The sequence below is a fragment of the Streptomyces sp. NPDC048516 genome (genome assembly GCF_043199875.1).
Classification (GTDB): Bacteria; Actinomycetota; Actinomycetes; order Streptomycetales; family Streptomycetaceae; genus Streptomyces.
In genome coordinates, this window is sequence record NZ_JBICWS010000009.1 from 264664 (window position 1) to 280416 (window position 15753).

General features: G+C 69.2%; 18 protein-coding genes and 2 pseudogenes. 6 read left to right on the forward strand and 14 right to left on the reverse strand.

Translation table 11 applies throughout. The annotated features are described in order from the left end of the window. Positions 1–40 precede the first annotated feature (40 nt). The 6 genes from ACGFR7_RS20230 to ACGFR7_RS20255 all read left to right on the forward strand — a co-directional run bounded on the left by ACGFR7_RS20230 (position 41) and on the right by ACGFR7_RS20255 (position 6388). Positions 41–1216 carry a sensor histidine kinase gene (locus ACGFR7_RS20230; RefSeq protein ID WP_393320812.1) on the forward strand — a complete coding sequence of 392 codons (1176 nt, stop codon included), beginning with the start codon at positions 41–43 and terminating at the stop codon, positions 1214–1216. Continuing rightward, positions 1213–1818: a response regulator transcription factor gene (locus tag ACGFR7_RS20235; RefSeq protein WP_393320815.1), complete on the forward strand. Its 606-nt coding sequence runs from the start codon at positions 1213–1215 to the stop codon at positions 1816–1818. The genes ACGFR7_RS20230 and ACGFR7_RS20235 overlap by 4 nt, the downstream gene beginning before the upstream one ends. Before the next feature lie 130 nt (positions 1819–1948). After that, positions 1949–2485: a hypothetical protein gene (locus tag ACGFR7_RS20240; RefSeq protein WP_393320818.1), complete on the forward strand. Its 537-nt coding sequence runs from the start codon at positions 1949–1951 to the stop codon at positions 2483–2485. Positions 2486–2632: 147 nt separating this feature from the next. Beyond that, positions 2633–3325: a hypothetical protein gene (locus tag ACGFR7_RS20245; RefSeq protein WP_393320821.1), complete on the forward strand. Its 693-nt coding sequence runs from the start codon at positions 2633–2635 to the stop codon at positions 3323–3325. A gap of 381 nt (positions 3326–3706) precedes the next feature. Continuing rightward, positions 3707–4858, forward strand: coding sequence for a CapA family protein (locus ACGFR7_RS20250; protein WP_393320824.1), 1152 nt, complete (start codon positions 3707–3709; stop codon positions 4856–4858). Positions 4859–5473: 615 nt separating this feature from the next. Then, positions 5474–6388 (forward strand): hypothetical protein, encoded by a 915-nt coding sequence (locus ACGFR7_RS20255; protein ID WP_393320827.1) that lies wholly within the window; start codon positions 5474–5476, stop codon positions 6386–6388. Positions 6389–6489: 101 nt separating this feature from the next. On the opposite strand, the pseudogene ACGFR7_RS20260 reads toward ACGFR7_RS20255, so the two are convergent. From ACGFR7_RS20260 to ACGFR7_RS20325, 14 genes and pseudogenes are all read right to left on the reverse strand, one after another. Beyond that, a pseudogene (locus ACGFR7_RS20260) lies at positions 6490–6693 on the reverse strand (IS5/IS1182 family transposase); the annotation flags it as partial. Between the two features lie 83 nt (positions 6694–6776). Beyond that, positions 6777–6941, reverse strand: a pseudogene (locus tag ACGFR7_RS20265) (transposase); the annotation flags it as partial. A 99-nt stretch (positions 6942–7040) separates the two neighbouring features. Continuing rightward, a complete protein-coding gene (locus ACGFR7_RS20270) occupies positions 7041–8744 on the reverse strand; it encodes a cholesterol oxidase substrate-binding domain-containing protein (RefSeq protein ID WP_393320829.1) in 1704 nt (567 codons plus the stop codon). 285 nt (positions 8745–9029) lie between these two features. Then, on the reverse strand, positions 9030–9200 hold the full coding sequence (locus ACGFR7_RS20275; protein WP_086717956.1) for a hydrophobic protein: 171 nt from the start codon (positions 9198–9200) through the stop codon (positions 9030–9032). A 216-nt stretch (positions 9201–9416) separates the two neighbouring features. After that, on the reverse strand, positions 9417–9833 hold the full coding sequence (locus ACGFR7_RS20280) for a gas vesicle protein K (protein WP_393320832.1): 417 nt from the start codon (positions 9831–9833) through the stop codon (positions 9417–9419). Positions 9834–9938: 105 nt separating this feature from the next. Further along, on the reverse strand, positions 9939–10133 hold the full coding sequence (locus ACGFR7_RS20285) for a gas vesicle protein (RefSeq protein WP_393321026.1): 195 nt from the start codon (positions 10131–10133) through the stop codon (positions 9939–9941). An 89-nt stretch (positions 10134–10222) separates the two neighbouring features. Continuing rightward, positions 10223–11173, reverse strand: coding sequence for a GvpL/GvpF family gas vesicle protein (locus ACGFR7_RS20290; protein ID WP_393320834.1), 951 nt, complete (start codon positions 11171–11173; stop codon positions 10223–10225). Then, positions 11170–11595 (reverse strand): gas vesicle protein, encoded by a 426-nt coding sequence (locus tag ACGFR7_RS20295; RefSeq protein ID WP_393320837.1) that lies wholly within the window; start codon positions 11593–11595, stop codon positions 11170–11172. Before ACGFR7_RS20295 ends, ACGFR7_RS20290 begins: the two co-directional genes overlap by 4 nt. Positions 11596–11661: 66 nt before the next feature. Next, positions 11662–12921 (reverse strand): SRPBCC family protein, encoded by a 1260-nt coding sequence (locus tag ACGFR7_RS20300; RefSeq protein WP_393320840.1) that lies wholly within the window; start codon positions 12919–12921, stop codon positions 11662–11664. Further along, a complete protein-coding gene (locus tag ACGFR7_RS20305) occupies positions 12914–13696 on the reverse strand; it encodes a hypothetical protein (protein WP_393320844.1) in 783 nt (260 codons plus the stop codon). Before ACGFR7_RS20305 ends, ACGFR7_RS20300 begins: the two co-directional genes overlap by 8 nt. A gap of 27 nt (positions 13697–13723) precedes the next feature. Further along, positions 13724–13981, reverse strand: coding sequence for a gas vesicle protein GvpG (locus tag ACGFR7_RS20310; RefSeq protein ID WP_393320846.1), 258 nt, complete (start codon positions 13979–13981; stop codon positions 13724–13726). Positions 13982–14001: 20 nt separating this feature from the next. Beyond that, entirely contained in the window at positions 14002–14715 is a 714-nt protein-coding gene (locus ACGFR7_RS20315) for a GvpL/GvpF family gas vesicle protein (RefSeq protein WP_393320849.1), read from the reverse strand. 2 nt (positions 14716–14717) lie between these two features. After that, positions 14718–15164 carry a gas vesicle structural protein GvpA gene (locus ACGFR7_RS20320; protein WP_393320852.1) on the reverse strand — a complete coding sequence of 149 codons (447 nt, stop codon included), beginning with the start codon at positions 15162–15164 and terminating at the stop codon, positions 14718–14720. A 75-nt stretch (positions 15165–15239) separates the two neighbouring features. Beyond that, the gene (locus tag ACGFR7_RS20325) at positions 15240–15584 is read right to left on the reverse strand and encodes a gas vesicle protein (RefSeq protein ID WP_393320855.1); all 345 of its coding nucleotides are present in this window, start codon (positions 15582–15584) and stop codon (positions 15240–15242) included. Between the last annotated feature and the right edge of the window lie 169 nt (positions 15585–15753).

The window sequence follows — 15753 nt, forward strand, 5'->3', positions numbered from 1 at the left end:
CGGTCCGAGCGCGGCGCAGTGGGAGGGGAAGGGGACGTTCATGAGCCGGCGCTTCGGCCCGGGTGCGAAGGCCGCGGGCCGGCCAGGGGAGCCCACCTCCTCCCGGGGCGCCGTGGTCGGCAGCACGGTCGGACTCATTCCCCTGTTCGGTCTGGTCCCCTCGCTCTCCGCATCGGACAGTCCGCTCCTCACCGTCCTGGCGGCCGCCTGTGCCCTGGGCCTCTTCGCGGCCTCCCAGGTGGCGCTCGCCTGGTCCTACCACTCCGCCCGGCTCGACCAGCGGTTCCGGTTCGCCTTGCTGGTTCCGCTCACGGCGCTGTCCGTGGTACTCCCGCTGTGGCTCGGCAAGGACTGGACGATCCTGCTGCCGTATCTGTCAGCGACCGGCGCGGTCGCGGTGCCCGCCAGGCTGACCCTCCCCGCGCTCGCGGCCTCGGTGGCGCTGGCCGTCTTCGTGGCGGGCCGGACCGGGGCGGACACCACCGCGCTGGTGGTGATGACCACCGCTGTCGGCCTGGCCATGACGACCTACCGCCGTATCCTCGATCTCAACGCCGAACTCCGCAGCACCCGACGGGCCTTGGCGCGGGCCGCGGTGACCGAGGAGCGGCTGCGCTTCTCCCGGGACATGCACGACACACTGGGCCACAGCCTCCTCCAGCTCACCCTGCGTGCGGAAGTGACACGGCGGCTCTACCGGGCGGGCGAGACGGACGTGGCGGCGGAGCTCCAGCAGATCGAGGACATGGGCCGTCAGTGCCTGGAGCAGGTGCGGGAGGCCGTCACCGGCTACCGGAATCTGAGCCTGTCCGCGGTCATCGAGGAGGCCCGGCCGACACTGGCCGACGCCGGTGTCTCGGTGACGGTGGAGGCCGCCGCCGGCCGGCTGCCCGAGGTGGTGGAGACGGCGCTGAGCTGGGTGGCCCGCGAGGCCCTCACCAACGTCGCCCGGCACTCCCGGGCAGCCAACTGCCGCGTCGTGCTCCGCAGCGAGGACGGACGCGCCCTCCTTCAGGTACTCGACGACGGCACAGGGCCCGCCCGGTCCGTCCGGCACCCTCGTCCGGGGCCTGACGGCAACGGGCTGGCCGGGCTCGCCGAGCGGGTCACCGCCCTGGACGGCCGCCTGCGCACCGGCCCCGCTCCGGCCGGCGGCTTCCTCCTCCAGGCCACCATCCCCCTCGCGGCGGCCGGCCGCGCCCGGGAGGCGACATGATCCGGGTGCTCCTCGCCGAGGACCAGGCCATGGTGCGCGGTGCCATTGCGACCCTGCTGGGCCTGGAGCCTGACATCACGGTGGTCGGCGAGGCGGATGACGGACCAGGCGCCGTGTCCGCCGCACGCCGACTGCGGCCGGACCTGTGCCTGCTCGACATCGAGATGCCCGGGGGCAGCGGACTGGACGCCGCCGTGGCCCTGCACGCCGAACTGCCCGAAACGAAGATCCTGATCTTCACGGTCTTCGACCGTCCGGGCCATCTGCAGCGCGCACTCGCGGCCGGGGCCGGCGGTTTCATCGGGAAGAACAGGCCGGTGGACGAACTTGCGGTGGCGATCCGTCAGGTGATGGCCGGGGAGACGGTGATGGACCCCGCACTGGCCGCCGCGGCGCTGCGGGCCGGGCCCAACCCGCTCACCCGCCGCGAACAGGAGGTGCTGGCAACGGCGATCGACGGGGCGTCGATCCCCGCCATCGCGGCGCGGGTGCATCTCTCCGAGAAGACGGTGCGCAACTACCTCTCCTCGGCGATCCAGAAGACGGACACCGCCAACCGCTTCGAAGCCGCCCACACGGCACGCGAGCGCGGCTGGCTGTAGGCACCCCGGCGGAGCGGGGAACCCTCCCCGTCGGCCCGCCCCAGGGGGTTCGCTCCTCGCCCGTGGACGTCCGGGGACAATGGGGGGACGGCGATACCGCCCGAACGCAGTGCCACAACGGGGAGTTGACATGCAGAGTACGAATGGCGGAGCCGCCGCCCTTGCCATAGCCGTGCCGGCCGTCGGGCTGGTGATGGGACAGCAGCTGCGTACCCGCCGGGTACGGCCGGTCGGCTCGCTGCTGACTCCGGTGGTCTTCGCCGTCCTGGGCATCGCGGGGATCGCCTTCGGCGTCGCCTCAGTCGTCGAGCATCATCCGCTGACCGCGCTGCCTGTCGTCCTCCTGGTGGTGAGCCTGGTCGTCGCGGCGGGCTTCGGCGCGGCCAGAGCGCGGACCGTACGAGTCTGGTGCGGTCCCCAGGGCGAGGTGCTGCGCAAGGGGACGGCGGCCACCACCGGGCTGTGGCTGACCTCCGCGGGTGTGCATTTCGGGCTGGGTCTGTGGATCGACCAGACGGCCGGGGCCGGGGTGCTCGGGGCTGTGTCGCTGTACGCCTACCTGGCGATCGGTCTGGGGACGCAGAACCTCCTGGTGCGCGGCCGGGCCACCGCCCTGCGCCGGCCTGCCGCGACCGGTCAGCCCAACTCCGGCCCGTACGTCCGGTAGCGGTATGTCGCACCCCCATGGCCTCCTGTCCGTGGGGCCCGCCGGCGCAACGCCGTCGAACGGGCATCAAGAGAGGGCCGGGAAGGGCGCCTCACCCGTGCGGCGGAGGTGGGCGCGACTTTCGAAGGACGCCCGTACGCAGGGAAGTTGGCGACGATCGAAGGGTCCTTCATCCCGAGCCCGGATCGGATCCTCACCGTGCTGAAGCAGATCTTGCGCGCCACCACCGTCCTCGCCCTCGTCTCGGCGGTCGCCGCCCCCGTCGCAGTCGCCGCACCCCCGACTGCACCCCCACCCGCACCACCGGCCGCATCCGCGCCCGAAGCCGCGGCCGGCACCCCCGCCGCCACTCTCGTTTCCGCCGTCAAGGGGAAGGCCCGACTGAGCTACCCCGTAGCCGAGGAGAAAGTGCGGGTCATCGTCGACGCCCATTCCGTCTATGTGGCGGGCGGCTTTCCCACCCGCTCCTGGGGAACCTTCCGCATCTCCCACGTCATCGGCGGCCGTGACTACTGGGGAGACTTCGAGGTCGACTGCCTCACCACCGGCGGCCCCACCGCCACCGTGACCGGCCGACTCGTCCGTACCAGCCCCGGCCACCCGTGGCAGACGCACCTGGATCCGCACACCCGCATGGGCGTGAGCTTCTACGTCCCCACGCACGGAAAGGCCCGCGCCGGACTGTCCGGGGCAACGGCCAAGGGAGCGCCCTTGCTCACCAAGTGCATGGCGCCCGCCGCCGATATGGCGGTCGTCGATGGTGGTTACACCCTGCGGGACAGGGACAGGGACACCACGAAGACGGGTGGCGGGAGGGCGGCCGGGCAAGGCCTCGGATAGGTGGCAGTGCTTGCCCCTGTGGGCGCATCGGTGCAGGCCAGAGCATCAGAAGGGAGCGTTTGAAGGGGCGGGGCGCGTTGGGCGCGGTCCCCGCTGGGCGCGGTTCCCACCGGGCGGAGCGCTCAGGCGCATCTTGATCGCCTCGCCTCGCCTCGCCCCACCTCTCTTCGCCTCGATGCCCGGCCGGAGCGGGCAGCTGGCCGTACCCACCCCCGGCCACCTCCGGCCACCCCTGGGCACCCCCACCTGTGGCATCTTTGCTGGTCAGGAAGGGGCCAGGCGCGAGCCGTAAGGTCCGAGTTCACCCGTCCCCGGGGACGCGGTGCGGAGCGTGGGCCGCCGCGAGGGGAAGCCGTCACCGACCGGTTCTAACCTGGAGGAATGGGCAGTGACTTGCTCACACTGTTTTTCTGCGGCGATGTCATGCTCGGCCGTGGCGTCGACCAGATCCTTCCGCACCCAGGGGACCCGGTGCTGCGGGAGGGCTACGTGCGGGACGCCCGGGCCTATGTCGAGCTGGCGGAGGCGGCTAACGGCGCCATTGACCGTCCGGTCGACTTCTCCTGGCCGTGGGGGGAGGCCCTGAGCGTGCTCGATGACGCCGCGCCCGCCGCCCGGGTGCTCAACCTGGAAACCGGCATCACGCAGAGCGCCGACTTCGCCCGCGGCAAGGAAATCCACTACCGGATGAGCCCCGCGAACCTTCCTTGCCTCACCTCCGCCCGTCCTGACGTCTGTGTATTGGCCAACAACCACGTCCTGGACTTCGGCCACCAAGGACTGACGGACACCCTCGACGTTCTGGCGGGGGCGGGGCTGCGGACGGTCGGGGCGGGAGCGGACGCCGACGCGGCGGACCGGCCGGCGAGCGTCCCGCTCGAAGGCGGTCACCGGCTCCTGGTCTTCTCCTTCGGCATGCCGTCCAGCGGCATCCCCCCACCATGGGCCGCGGCCCGGGACCGTGCCGGGGTCGCCTTCGTGGCCAGGCCCTCATACGCCGCCGCGACCGCGGTCACCGACCGGGTACGACAGAGGAAGCGGCCGGGCGACATCGCGGTGGTCTCCGTCCACTGGGGCGCCAACTGGGGCTACCACGTGCCCCGTGACGAGGCCGCGTTCGCCCGTACCCTGATCGACGGCGGCGTGGATCTCGTCCACGGGCACTCCTCGCACCACCCCCGCGCCCTGGAGGTGTACCGCGGAAAGCTGGTGATCCACGGGTGTGGCGACTTCATCGATGACTACGAGGGCATTACCGGCTACGAGCAGTACCGGGACGACCTGCGGCTGCTCTACCTCGTCTCGGTGGACCCGGACAGCGGCGGACTCCACGACGTGCGGATCACCCCGCTGCAGGCCCGGCGCATGCGGCTACGGCACGCCTCACCCCAGGACACCCGGTGGCTGCGTCAGGTGCTCGACCGGATCGGTTCCGGCTTCCACCCCTGCGCCGTCTCCGCGCCGGAAGGCACGCTCACGCTCCGTCCCGCACAGGTAAGCGGCCGCGGCTCCGCCGGCCGTCCTCGGCCATAGGCCCAGAGGGTCGTAGGACCGTAGGCCCCCAGCCCCCAGCTTCCAGCCCCCAGCTTCCAGCCTCCAGCTTCCAGCCCACAGCCCCCAGCCCACAGCCCTTGCCTCTCGGCCCGTAGGCCAGAGGCCCGTAGAGCCATGACGGCTAGGCCGTTTCTTTCGGATCACCATGCGGTCCAGATGTGGATGGCCGCGAGGTGGAGTGCTGCTTGGTCGACGGTGATTGTCGTATCGGGTGGCAAGGCCGCACCGTTGCTTTGCGTTTGTTGATGCAGCGCGGTCGACGGTGTTTTGCGATCTGGTCGGCGGGCTGCAGGGAGGTGCCCTGAGGGACGACACCATCACTGTGCGGATTCCCGTCAGTGAGCAGCCGCGGTCAGGGGGAGTCGTGGTCTTGCGGCGTTCATGCACCGGGGTCCGCCGACGCTTCGGAGGTTCAGGGCCCGTGCCGGCTCATGCGTAGGTGTTCAATCCCCGAACCCGAAGTGGGCTGGCTGAAAGGCGCCGTCACGTGACCCAGGCCGGCTCGTTGGCCAGGTGACAGTCGCTCACTACCGCAGTCACGACGTGTCGCATCCGTGCGCCGCGTCCCGCCGGAAGACACGAGGGAGCCCTCTCATGAGCATGACCGACACCAAGCCCCCCGCCGACCCCCCGGAGTCCACCGGGGCCAAGCACCCCTTCCACATCACCAAGGAAGAGGAACGACAACTGCGCCTCCAGGGAGCTCAGGCCGTACCGTCGCTGGTGATCGGACAGGCCACCTCCTTCGACGAGTACGCCCGACAGTTGATGATCCCGCCGGCCGTCATGGACCTGGCGCGCAAGGCCGAGGACCTACGGCTGTCCGCTTGGGAAATCGAAGCGCTGCGCCATCACCTCGCCCCCGGCGAACCCGGCCGCAAGATGGGGCTGTTGCGGCGAATCCTGCACGCGAAGCAAGGGGACGACATTTCCCACCCGCCGTACATCCGCGTCGCCTGCAGCGGCCGGGGCCACTACGACGAGCTGGCCACCAAACACGGCCACCTCGACCCCAAGGACCTTCCGGAGGGCGACATCGGCTCGCCCGTCGTCCTGGAGATCTGGCCTGCACAGCACTACTCGCCCATCCACTCCCACGGCCATACCACCGGCATCGTTTTCTGCCTCGCCGGGCAGCTCGACGTCATGGTCTACGAGCACCTCGACTGGAACGCGACCAAGCTCGGGCTGCTCACCCTCACGCCCGGACAGTGTGCTTGGCTCTCCAAGGACACGTACGCCGTGCACCGGGTGTTCTGCCCGATGAACGGTGGCGACGGCACCACCGGTCCGGGTTACATGAACTCCACCGACGAATTCGGTGCCAGCTTCCACGTCTACCTCAACCCGGAGGGGACCGCCGTCGAGCACCACGACGGCGACAGTAACTCCCGCGACTCCTTCGACTACATCGACGAGGACGGAAAAGACCAGAGGCACTTCGCCACCCACTCCGACCTCTCCTGGAGCATCCTCCGCCGCGTCCTGGCCAACACCCCACTGACCTGAGACCCGACCCGCCCAGCCCTGAGCCGCCGAAGGCTCCGACACCCCCGCGAAAACACCGTCGGCAAGCCGGAGTCCCCGTGACCTAAGGTCTGTCGTTTGGATCATCGGGCGGACCAGAGGAAGATTCCCGCGACGTGAAGTCCGGCGAGGTAGATGGTTGCGGTCTTCCCGTAGCGGGTGGCGATGCCGCGCCACTGCTTGAGTCGGTTGATGCATCTCTCGACGGTATTGCGCTGCTTGTAGGTTTCGCGGTCGAAGGCCGGCGGCCTACCGCCCCGGCCCAGGTCAGGTCCTCGTCGGCGTCGGCCTGGGCCATCAGCGCGGTGAAGGCCCGCTCCCACGTGCCATCCAGCGCCCACATCCGCAGGCGGTTGTCAACACCCCTCCAATTGCCGTACTTCTCCGGCAGGTGGACCCACCGCGTTCCGGTCTGGAACTTGAAGGCGATCGCGTCGATCACCTCCCGGTGGTCACGCCAGCGGCCACCTCGCTTCGGCATCCGGTCCGGGAGCAACGGCTCAATTCGCGCCCACTGCACATCGCTTAACGGCATACCCCGACCAACGACCGACTGATCCAAACGAAACTGCCTAGCGGAGTCGCGGCCACGGGCGCGAGGTGACGTGGCGCGACCCGGGGAGACGGGCGTCGCTCAGGGCAGCAGCATGTCGAGGAAGGTGTTCGAGAACACCCGTGCCGGGTCGTAGGAGTTCAGGATGTCCCGGGCGGTACGCCAGTCGTCGAAGGCGGCCGGGACGGTGCCGCCCACTGTGGCAGGGTCCGTCCACGGCCCGCTGTCCGTATAGGCCCAGCCCTTGGACCACTCGGGACGTACGGACGCATAGGAACCGGCGTAGTTCCGCCAGATCCACTGCTCCAGCTCGTGGAAGAAGGGCCCCGCGCCGGGCGTGCCGGGATAGGTGGCGAAGTCGAGCCACACCACGGTGTCCCACTCGGGGTGGTCCGCACGCGCCCGCGCCGGGGACAAAAGGGGGCCGTCCAGGGGGTCTGTGCCGGTGATACGCAGCTCGATCGGACCGTTGACCGGGTAGGAGCCGCGGTTTTGATGGGCCGTCAGCACACTGTGGTAGCGGGCGTAGAAGTCCCCCACCACCCGCTGCACATTCGCCCGGGAGGTCAATACCGCCCACCCCGCTTCGACGATCCGCAGCGTCGTCGGTTCGACGTACAGCAGGCTGTTCTTCGACCAGCCCCAGACGTCCCATGTGCCGGTGACGATCAGCCCGGATCCGACGATGGACATGGCGAGCTTGGTGAAGGCGGGCGTCTTGTCGCCCCCGCCCGCGGCGATCTCCCCGAGCAGCCCCGACATCTCCTCGGTGACACGGTTGGCGAAGGTGTACGCGTACGGCGCGTCGATCTGCTTGGCGAGCAGCGGCTTGCCGGGCGCCAGGCTCCACACCTTCAGCCACGGCACATCGGTGAACGGGAACCAGATCGCCTCGATGCGTCCGGTGCGGTCCAGGTAGGAGCCGAGGGTGCGGCCGCCTGTGCCGGGCGGGCCGAAGACGGTGCCCACGTTCACATCGAACCAGTTCTGGCAGCGCAGCCGTGTGTTGGCGGCCGCGGTCATCGTCACCTCGGTGAGGAAGGCGCGGCCCAGATGGACGAGGAAGGCGCGGATGTCGGGGTCGGAACGGGTGAAGGTCTTGAGCACATAGCGGTTCTCTGCCGCGCTCCACACCACGGCGGTGAGGGAGGTGACCAGGGAACTCAGCGTGCCGAAGCCGGACCCCGCGGGCGGGCGTTCGGTGGCGGTGGGCAGACCCGTGCCGTGGCCGCCGATGGCGAGCACCCCGCCGATGGTGAGGTCGCCGGGCGCGGTGGTGGTGGCGAGTCCGAGCCCTGCCTCCTCCAGGCGGACCAGGATGGTGTCGAGAGTCGCCCCGGCCTGCGCGGTGACGCTCCCCGGGTCGCCGCCGCGCACGCTGACCGCGGTGAGGTGAGAGGTGGTGTCGACGATGACCGTCCGGTTGGTGTCGGCCCCGGCGGGTACCGCCAGCGGCGACCAGGTGTGGCCCTTGCCCCGGGCCCGTAGCCGGTAGCCGTGCTGATGAGCCCAGTTGGCGAGCGTGACCACATCGTCGGGGGTACGGGCCGAAGCCGTCCATACGCCCTCGACGACGATCTCCAACGACCAGTTCCGGAAGGCCTGCTGGGAGAGCGGGATGTCCGCAGGGAAGCCGGGTGGAGGGGCGAGGGTGGCCGCGGCGCTGCCCACGGGGATGCGGTGAGCGGGCTGCAGCCCGGTTGCTGTGGCGAGCCCCGCGGCGGCAGCCCCGGTCAGCAGCGTGCGGCGGGTGAAGGAAGCTCTTCGAGCGCTGTCGTCGGACATGGCTGTCCCTCCGGCGCGCGGCGCGCCGGCCCCGCTGCACCGCGCACGGATCGTAGGGGTGAGACCGTACGAGCGCCCCGGTGCGGTGGGGATGTGCCGGAAGAGTAGGGTGACGGGCCATCAGTTGCAATGCCCGTCAGGAAATGCCGATGCCGTTCCCCGGCGGGCCGAAGGGATCGGCCCGCCGGGGACGTGGGGGAAGCGGGCCCGGATCTACCAGCGGGCCCGGTTCCGCCGGCGGTACCAGCTGTACCGGCGGTACCAGCTCTGCCGGCGGTGCCGGCTCTACCAGCGGTACCAACGGCCGCGCCGACCGCCGGCGCCGGCCGACCGCATCAGGAAGCCGAGCAGCCAGAACGCCAGCACGACCACGGCGACGATCCACAGTGCCTTCAACGCGAATCCCGCGCCGAAGAGAAGCAACGCGAGCAGCAGGACCAGAAGCAGCGGAACCATATCCCTGCACCTCCGTATCGGTAAGACGCGAGAGCGCGTATGGAGAGAAACCATGGGAACGAGAGGAATTCTGGTGCGCTCTACGACCCTTTTACGCCGTCTTGCCGCTCAAAGCGCTTCGAAACATGGCGCGATACAGGTGAGAGATGAAGGGGTCGGGGGTGTCGGTGGTGTTCACGAAATTGTTGATGTGACGTCAGGCGGCCTCAGGCGGTGTCAGGCGGCGTCGTGAGGAGGCAGCAGTGAACCCAGGGGTCCGAGGTCGAGATTGAGGTCGGCCATCGTGAGGCCGTAGCGCTCACAGAGTTCCGTCATACGGTCCTGGAGAATCATGAGCGTCATCCCGACTTTCTCTTCCTGCTCCTCGCTCAGATCGCCTTGATCGACACGGTGAAGTGCCGTGCGCTCCATGAGCTGCCGCAAGAGCTCCACGATGGTCAGCACCAATTTGATGAGATCGCGTTCGACCGTCTCCGGGTCGGTCTTCAGCCGCTGGGCGATGCCGCTGTCCTGCCCCTGCCGGCGTTCCCCGGGCCCGGCCGGCACCAGGTCGAACGCCCGTGCCGCCGCCTGCGCCACCTCCGCGAAGGCAGGTTTCACGGGCGCGGCCGGATCAACGGGTTCATCCGTCATGGCGTACGTATCCCTCGTCACGTGGGAATTTCTCCTCGGGAGCGGTGTGGGAAGCGAACTGATGGGCCGGGTATGCGGGTTCATGGAGTCTTCGCACGCGGATCTTCACCATGGTGCCGGACTGTCGGGCGTGATCGAGCGAATCACCGCGCGCAGGTTGATATGGACCAGATCCACGTCGGCAATGGACAGCACCACATCTCCGGTAAGGACCGCACCGCCGTTCAGGAGACGGTCCAGAAGATCGATCAGAGCAATTTGCCGCCCGGCAAGAGAGTCCTCCTCGGAGCGGTCCGTCACATGCGAGGAAGCCGCGTGCGAGACATCCGTGCCCGAGTCAACCGTGTGCGAGACCTCCGCGAATGCGGCCTCATGAAGGTCACTTTCCTTCAAGGATTTGCGCCTTCCGCGGGCGGTGTCGCGAAGGAGTACGGGGCCCACGGACCGGTGATCTCGACGCGTACGCCGGGGACGCCGTCGGCCAGGCCCTTCAGGGCCCGGTGGAATTCCCCGATGCGGTCCGTGGGGACCAGGTAGGCCTCGTTGGCGATGTTCTCGCCTGCACCGGACGCCAGTTCACCTTGCTGGGGGCGGTGCGCAACCATGTCCCGAGCCATATCGGCCACCCGGACCCGCACGTCGGCGGCGACGGCTCCCGCCGCGCGGTAGGCATCACGATGCGTACGCCGCTGGGCCCGCCGCTGCTGCAAGTACGCCCGGCCGGGGCTGACCGCGGACGCAGCGGGGGCCGGGCTGTCAGGTGGTGCGGGAGCTCCGGCGGCGGCCGCTGCGCGTGCGTCCGCGTACACCTTCACTCCCACTTCGGCATGGCCTTCGAGCCGGGAGAGCAGCGCGTCGAACTCGGCGCCGCGCTCGTCCAGCATCGTCCGCACCCGGGCATCGTCCAGATACACCGTGGCCAGGCGCATGGGCAGCACCATGGTGCCGGCCCAGGCGGCCTCGACGACGGCGTGGTGCGTGCGCGCGATCGTCTCCAGCTCCGTCAGGTCTTCCAGCTGCGCCTTCATGCCCTCCGCGCTGAAGGCGCCGGCCGGGACGGAGGAGACGAGGGCGGCCAGGCGGCCGGCGGTGACCGTCCGCAGGGGGCCGTCCCGCAGCCCGGTCAGCCGGGGAGCCGACGCTTCGAGGGCGGTGCCGGCGCGGCCGATGGCGTAGACGTACGAAATCCGGGAGCGGTCGGATTCTTGCTGACCAGCGGGCCGATCAGTGAGCCGATCAGCGGGCGGGCCAGCGGGCGGGCCAGCGGGCGGACCAGCGTACCGATCGAGGGGGAGCGGCGAGGAGGTGGTCTCCTCGGCTCCTTGCGTGGGGCGGTTCACTGCTCCTCCTTGCGGTCTGCCTGGCGCGCGCCGGATCCCTGGGCGGATCCGATGGCCGCGCGCAGTTCGGCGAGTTCGGCGCGCAGTTGCTGGTTCTCCTCGGCCAGCGAGTCACCGGCGACGGCCGGCGGGCGCCCGTCGGGGACCTGCTGCGGTGCGCGGGCGCGGGACGAAAGGGAGGGGTCGTGTTCCCACCAGTCGATGCCCATTTCCTTGGCCTTGTCGACGGAGGCGACGAGCAGCCGGAGCTTGATGGTCAGCAACTCGATGTCGAGCAGGTTGATCTGGATGTCGCCCGCGATGACGACGCCCTTGTCGAGGACGCGCTCCAGGATGTCGGCCAGGTTGGCGGAAGCCCCCTGCCGGCCGTACGGGGACGGACCGGAGGAAGGCCCCATACGGCCGGCCAGTGAATCGGACATGATCAGCCTCGTCTGTGCGGTCGCGGTCGCGGTTGCGGTCGCGGTCGCGGTTGCGGTCGGGACGGGTCAGCGGGCAACGGCGGCACGGCGGCCCCGGCGGGGTGCCGGCGGCTCGTCCTCGTCGTACGGGTCCCGTTCGTCCACCGGGTCGTCGTCCTCATCGAGGGGTTCCGTGTGGTCGTCGTCCTCGTCGAGTGGTTCTCCGCGGTCGTCGTCCTCGTCGATGGGCTCTTCGAGGTCGTCTTCGTAGCGGTCCTCGTCGCCGTCTTCGGCGCCGTCATGGTCGCCTTCGTCTGCGGCGTCCGCTGCGAGATCGTCGTGGTCGTCCACGTCGTCGTCTGCTACGTCGTGGTAGTCCTCGGGGTCCTCGGCGTCTTCCCCGTCCTCGACGTCCCCGTCTTCGGCATCCTCGTCGGCCTCATCGTCTCCGGGGCGCAGATCGCCGGAGCCGTGTTCGGCGTCCTCCCGGTCCCTCTCCCGGTCCTCCTCCTTCGCGACGGCGTCATCGTGCTCGACCACGACCTCGCCGTCCTGGATCTCACCGCGCCACCCATCCGTGGCCTCGCCGCGCAGCATGATGAACTTGCGGTAGAGCTTGAGGTCCAGCCGGGCCCGGCGGCCCTGGGCGCGCCAGATGTTGCCGGTCTTCTCGAACAGCCCCTTGGGGAAGTACTCGAGAACCAGCAGCACCCGCGTCAGGTTGTCGGTGAGGCGGTGGAAGGTCACCACACCCTTGACCGTGCCCTTCGCACCTTCGGTGGTCCAGCTGATCCGCTCGTCGGGCACCTGCTCGGTGACGTTGGCCCGCCAACTGCGGGTGGACTTGGCGACCTTCACCTTCCAGTTGCTGCTGGTGTCATCGGATTTCTCGACACTGACGACGCCCTTGGCGAAGGTGCTGAACTCCTGGAACTGCGTCCACTGGTCGTATGCCTCGCGTACGGGAACACCCACATCGATATCCTCGACGATCGTCACGCTCTTGGACTTGCCGCCGCCGCCCTTGCGGCCCTTGCCGAACAGGCTCTTCACCTTGTCCTTGACGGTGTCCTTGAGGTGGGAGGCGCCCGCGGTCAACGCCGCCTGCTGCGGCGACTTGCCTTCGCCGAGCGCCTTGCCGCCCTTCGCCAGACTGCTCACCAGGCCACCGGCGCCCTGGCCGGGTTCGGCGAGCTTGCCGACGCTCTCGCCCAGCTTGTGGCCGAGACTGGTGACCGCGTGTTCCGCCCGTGCCTGGAGGTAGTGCTGCAGCTCCTCCTTGAGCTGGTCGGCCGCCGGGCTCTTGGTCACTTCGTCCTTGATCTTGCTGAAGGTCGACTCAGCCATTGCTGCCCCCACGGTCGGCAACCGTGCGCGCCGCGCCGGAAGCCTTGTTCGAGGCCTTGCTACGGGCACCGGAGGCGGCCTTCCGCCCGGGGGCGGTGGAGGTGCGTTGGCGGGAGGACGCGGCCTTTCCCGAAGTCTTGGCCGCGCTCGACGCCGAGCGCCGTGCCGTGGAGGACCGGTCGGGGGCGGACGACTTCTTGGCCGATGCCGATTTCGCAGCCGTCTTCGTAGCGGTCTTCGAGGCCGTCTTCGAGGCTGTCTTCGAGGCCGACGTCGTGGCTGACCTCGTGGACGAGTTCGCGTCCGGATTTGCGGACGACTTGGCGGAGGTCTTACGGCGCGGGGCGGGCCTCTCGCGCTCCGCGTCCGCGGCGTCCGCCGCGTCGTCGATGTCCTCCGCGTCCTCCGCCTCGTCCCGTGGCTCGTCCTCGGGCTCCGGATCCGCCTCGTCCGCCGCGTGCCCTGCACCGTCCGTCCCGCCCTCGTTGAGGGCCAGGGTCCGCTCGTGCAGGGAGTCGGCGAGGCCGTTCATCCGCTGGGTGAGCGCGGCGCCGGCGGCCGACTTCGTGGCGTCCACCAGCTCCTTGCGCACTTGGTCGTTGAGGGGACCGAGGACCGGAGAGTTGGCCACCAGGGCGCCCAGTTGCCGCGGGTCCAGATTCAGCTTCTTGCCGGCCAGGAACATGCCCAGGCCGATGGCCATCTTGGCCTTCTTCGTGCGCCCCAGGAGGTAGCCCCCGACGAGGGCGACCCCTATCTTGGCGTTGCTCATCATCTCTCGTACACCTCGTTCTCCCCGTGCTCAGGAGTCGGTATGTAGTCGTTGCTGGTTGGCCTCCAGCCACTCCAGCCGGTCCAAGAGCTCGTCCTCGCGGGCGTCGAACTCGTCGCTCGTGATGCTTCCGTCCAGCAACTGCTGTTCCAGTGCGGCCAGTTCCTCCCGCACCGGCTCCGGGTCGTAGTACTCGCGCTCCGCGGTGAGCAGCACCTGGTCCAGGACCCAGACCGTGCCCCGCACCGGGGCGACCGGCAGCGTCAGGATCTGCGTGATGAGGCCCATGACGGATCTCCGTCCGCCGGTCAGACGAAGCTGTACGGCGGCAGCGGGCCGTGCAGACTGAAGGCGTAGGCGTCTCCGCGCTGCCCGGCTTCCGTGTGGACCGCCTCGGAGAACGCCGCTGCCTTCTCCTGTTCGACGAGGAAGGACACATTGAGGAAGTGGCGCTTCGTCGGCTCGACGTTCGCGGCGCGCACCGCAGCCGGAGCGAGCCGGGCCACGATGTCCGTACGGGCGCGGTCGTGGCGGGCCTCGACCTCCTGCGAAATCAGCTCACCCAGAGCCACCTTGGCGTCGTAGGCGTCCGGGTTCTGCCGGGTACGCTCGTTGAGCTGCTGTACCTCGGCGGACTCCCGCACGATCTCCCGCAGCAGATCGTCCTCGTCGCGTGCGACCTTGAGGTGGTACTCGCGGCAGCCCTCGATCTCCTTGAGACGCTGGGTGTAGGCGTCGCGGTGTTCCTCCAGGGCGGAGACCACCTGCGCGTCGTCGGGACCGACCAGCCCGAAGCGCATCGGGAGGACGGCGCCGTCGGCAAGCAGACGTTCCTGGACGCTCTGGTGGGCCGCCACATCGCGGCGCTTGGCCCGCAGCCCGTCCGGTGCGTCGCTGACCACCGCGCACAGGTCCTTGGTCTTGACGGTGCGCAGCCGTGCCGCGGGGTCACCGACACCGGTGACGTCGGACAGCTGCAAGGGGTGCTCCGCACCGGTGATGGCGTAGAGGTAGGTCGCCATGGTCAGTCCTCCCGACGGCGGGCCGTACGACGGCTGGTGGAGCTGGAGGATTTACGCGCCGGGCGTTCTTCCGCCTCCTCCTCCGATCCCTCCTGGCCCTTGTGCAGGGAGTCGGTGAATGCCTCAACAGCGCCGGTCAGTGCGCCCTTCGACTTTCCTTTGGCGCCGCTCTCGGTGGCTTCACCGACCAGATCGGTGAGCTGACTCGGTGCCTTGCGACCCGATTCCAGGTCCAGACGGTTGCACGCCTCGGCAAAGCGCAGATACGTGTCCACGCTTGCGACGACGACGCGTACGTCAATCTTGAGAATTTCGATGCCGACGAGGGAAACCCGCACAAAGGCGTCAATGACGAGCCCTCGGTCGAGAATCAGCTCAAGGACATCGTAGAGATTTCCTGAACCGCCCCCGCTGCTGGTCGATGCGTTGGATTGCTGAATGGCTGTCACGGTCAATCGTCCCTTCCAGTTGACTGGAGTGGGTCATGGGGCCGTCACGTCATGACCGGGCCGAGCAGTGGCCCATCATCTGTCGATCTGGCCGCGCCCATATCGGCGAGTGCGCTCGTATCCCAGGAGTTGGCCCTGTGCGTCGAGGTAAACGCGGTAGGAAGCCATGACGCTCGCGGTGTCCGGAACCCTTTCGATCTCCACCACTTCCACATCCGCCGACCAGCCGTCACCGGTGGCCTTGAGCGCCGACACCGAGCCGGGCTCGCATTGCAGCATCTGGGCAAGTTGCCCCGAAGCGCGGCGCATTGCTGTGGGGGCGGCGATCCGCTCAGGTCCGCCGTTGTGTGCTTCTTCTTCCTTGCGGTCCGCCTTCTTGCGGTCCGTTTCCTTGCGGTCCGTGTTTTCCTCGGTCGCCATGATCCCGCCTGTCGTGCGTCGTAGGGTTTTTGGTCGAAGTACGGTGGCTGTCTGTGGCGATGGAGAACCGGGTGCCCCCGCGATTCGAACATATGCATAGCCGTCCACAGAGGGCGGAATTCCGCCCTCGGGAAGGCACGGCCCGCCGATCAACTCGTCGATCACTCCA

Bases quoted from the DNA above. Each gene is read 5' to 3' on its own strand.
- ACGFR7_RS20230 (WP_393320812.1), top strand. From the start codon at position 41: ATGAGCCGGCGCTTCGGCCCGGGTGCGAAGGCCGCGGGCCGGCCAGGG.
- ACGFR7_RS20235 (WP_393320815.1), top strand. From the start codon at position 1,213: ATGATCCGGGTGCTCCTCGCCGAGGACCAGGCCATGGTGCGCGGTGCC.
- ACGFR7_RS20240 (WP_393320818.1), top strand. From the start codon at position 1,949: ATGCAGAGTACGAATGGCGGAGCCGCCGCCCTTGCCATAGCCGTGCCG.
- ACGFR7_RS20250 (WP_393320824.1), top strand. From the start codon at position 3,707: ATGGGCAGTGACTTGCTCACACTGTTTTTCTGCGGCGATGTCATGCTC.
- ACGFR7_RS20255 (WP_393320827.1), top strand. From the start codon at position 5,474: ATGAGCATGACCGACACCAAGCCCCCCGCCGACCCCCCGGAGTCCACC.
- ACGFR7_RS20270 (WP_393320829.1), bottom strand. From the start codon at position 8,744: ATGTCCGACGACAGCGCTCGAAGAGCTTCCTTCACCCGCCGCACGCTG.
- ACGFR7_RS20275 (WP_086717956.1), bottom strand. From the start codon at position 9,200: ATGGTTCCGCTGCTTCTGGTCCTGCTGCTCGCGTTGCTTCTCTTCGGC.
- ACGFR7_RS20280 (WP_393320832.1), bottom strand. From the start codon at position 9,833: ATGACGGATGAACCCGTTGATCCGGCCGCGCCCGTGAAACCTGCCTTC.
- ACGFR7_RS20295 (WP_393320837.1), bottom strand. From the start codon at position 11,595: ATGTCCGATTCACTGGCCGGCCGTATGGGGCCTTCCTCCGGTCCGTCC.
- ACGFR7_RS20300 (WP_393320840.1), bottom strand. From the start codon at position 12,921: ATGGCTGAGTCGACCTTCAGCAAGATCAAGGACGAAGTGACCAAGAGC.
- ACGFR7_RS20305 (WP_393320844.1), bottom strand. From the start codon at position 13,696: ATGATGAGCAACGCCAAGATAGGGGTCGCCCTCGTCGGGGGCTACCTC.
- ACGFR7_RS20310 (WP_393320846.1), bottom strand. From the start codon at position 13,981: ATGGGCCTCATCACGCAGATCCTGACGCTGCCGGTCGCCCCGGTGCGG.
- ACGFR7_RS20315 (WP_393320849.1), bottom strand. From the start codon at position 14,715: ATGGCGACCTACCTCTACGCCATCACCGGTGCGGAGCACCCCTTGCAG.
- ACGFR7_RS20325 (WP_393320855.1), bottom strand. From the start codon at position 15,584: ATGGCGACCGAGGAAAACACGGACCGCAAGGAAACGGACCGCAAGAAG.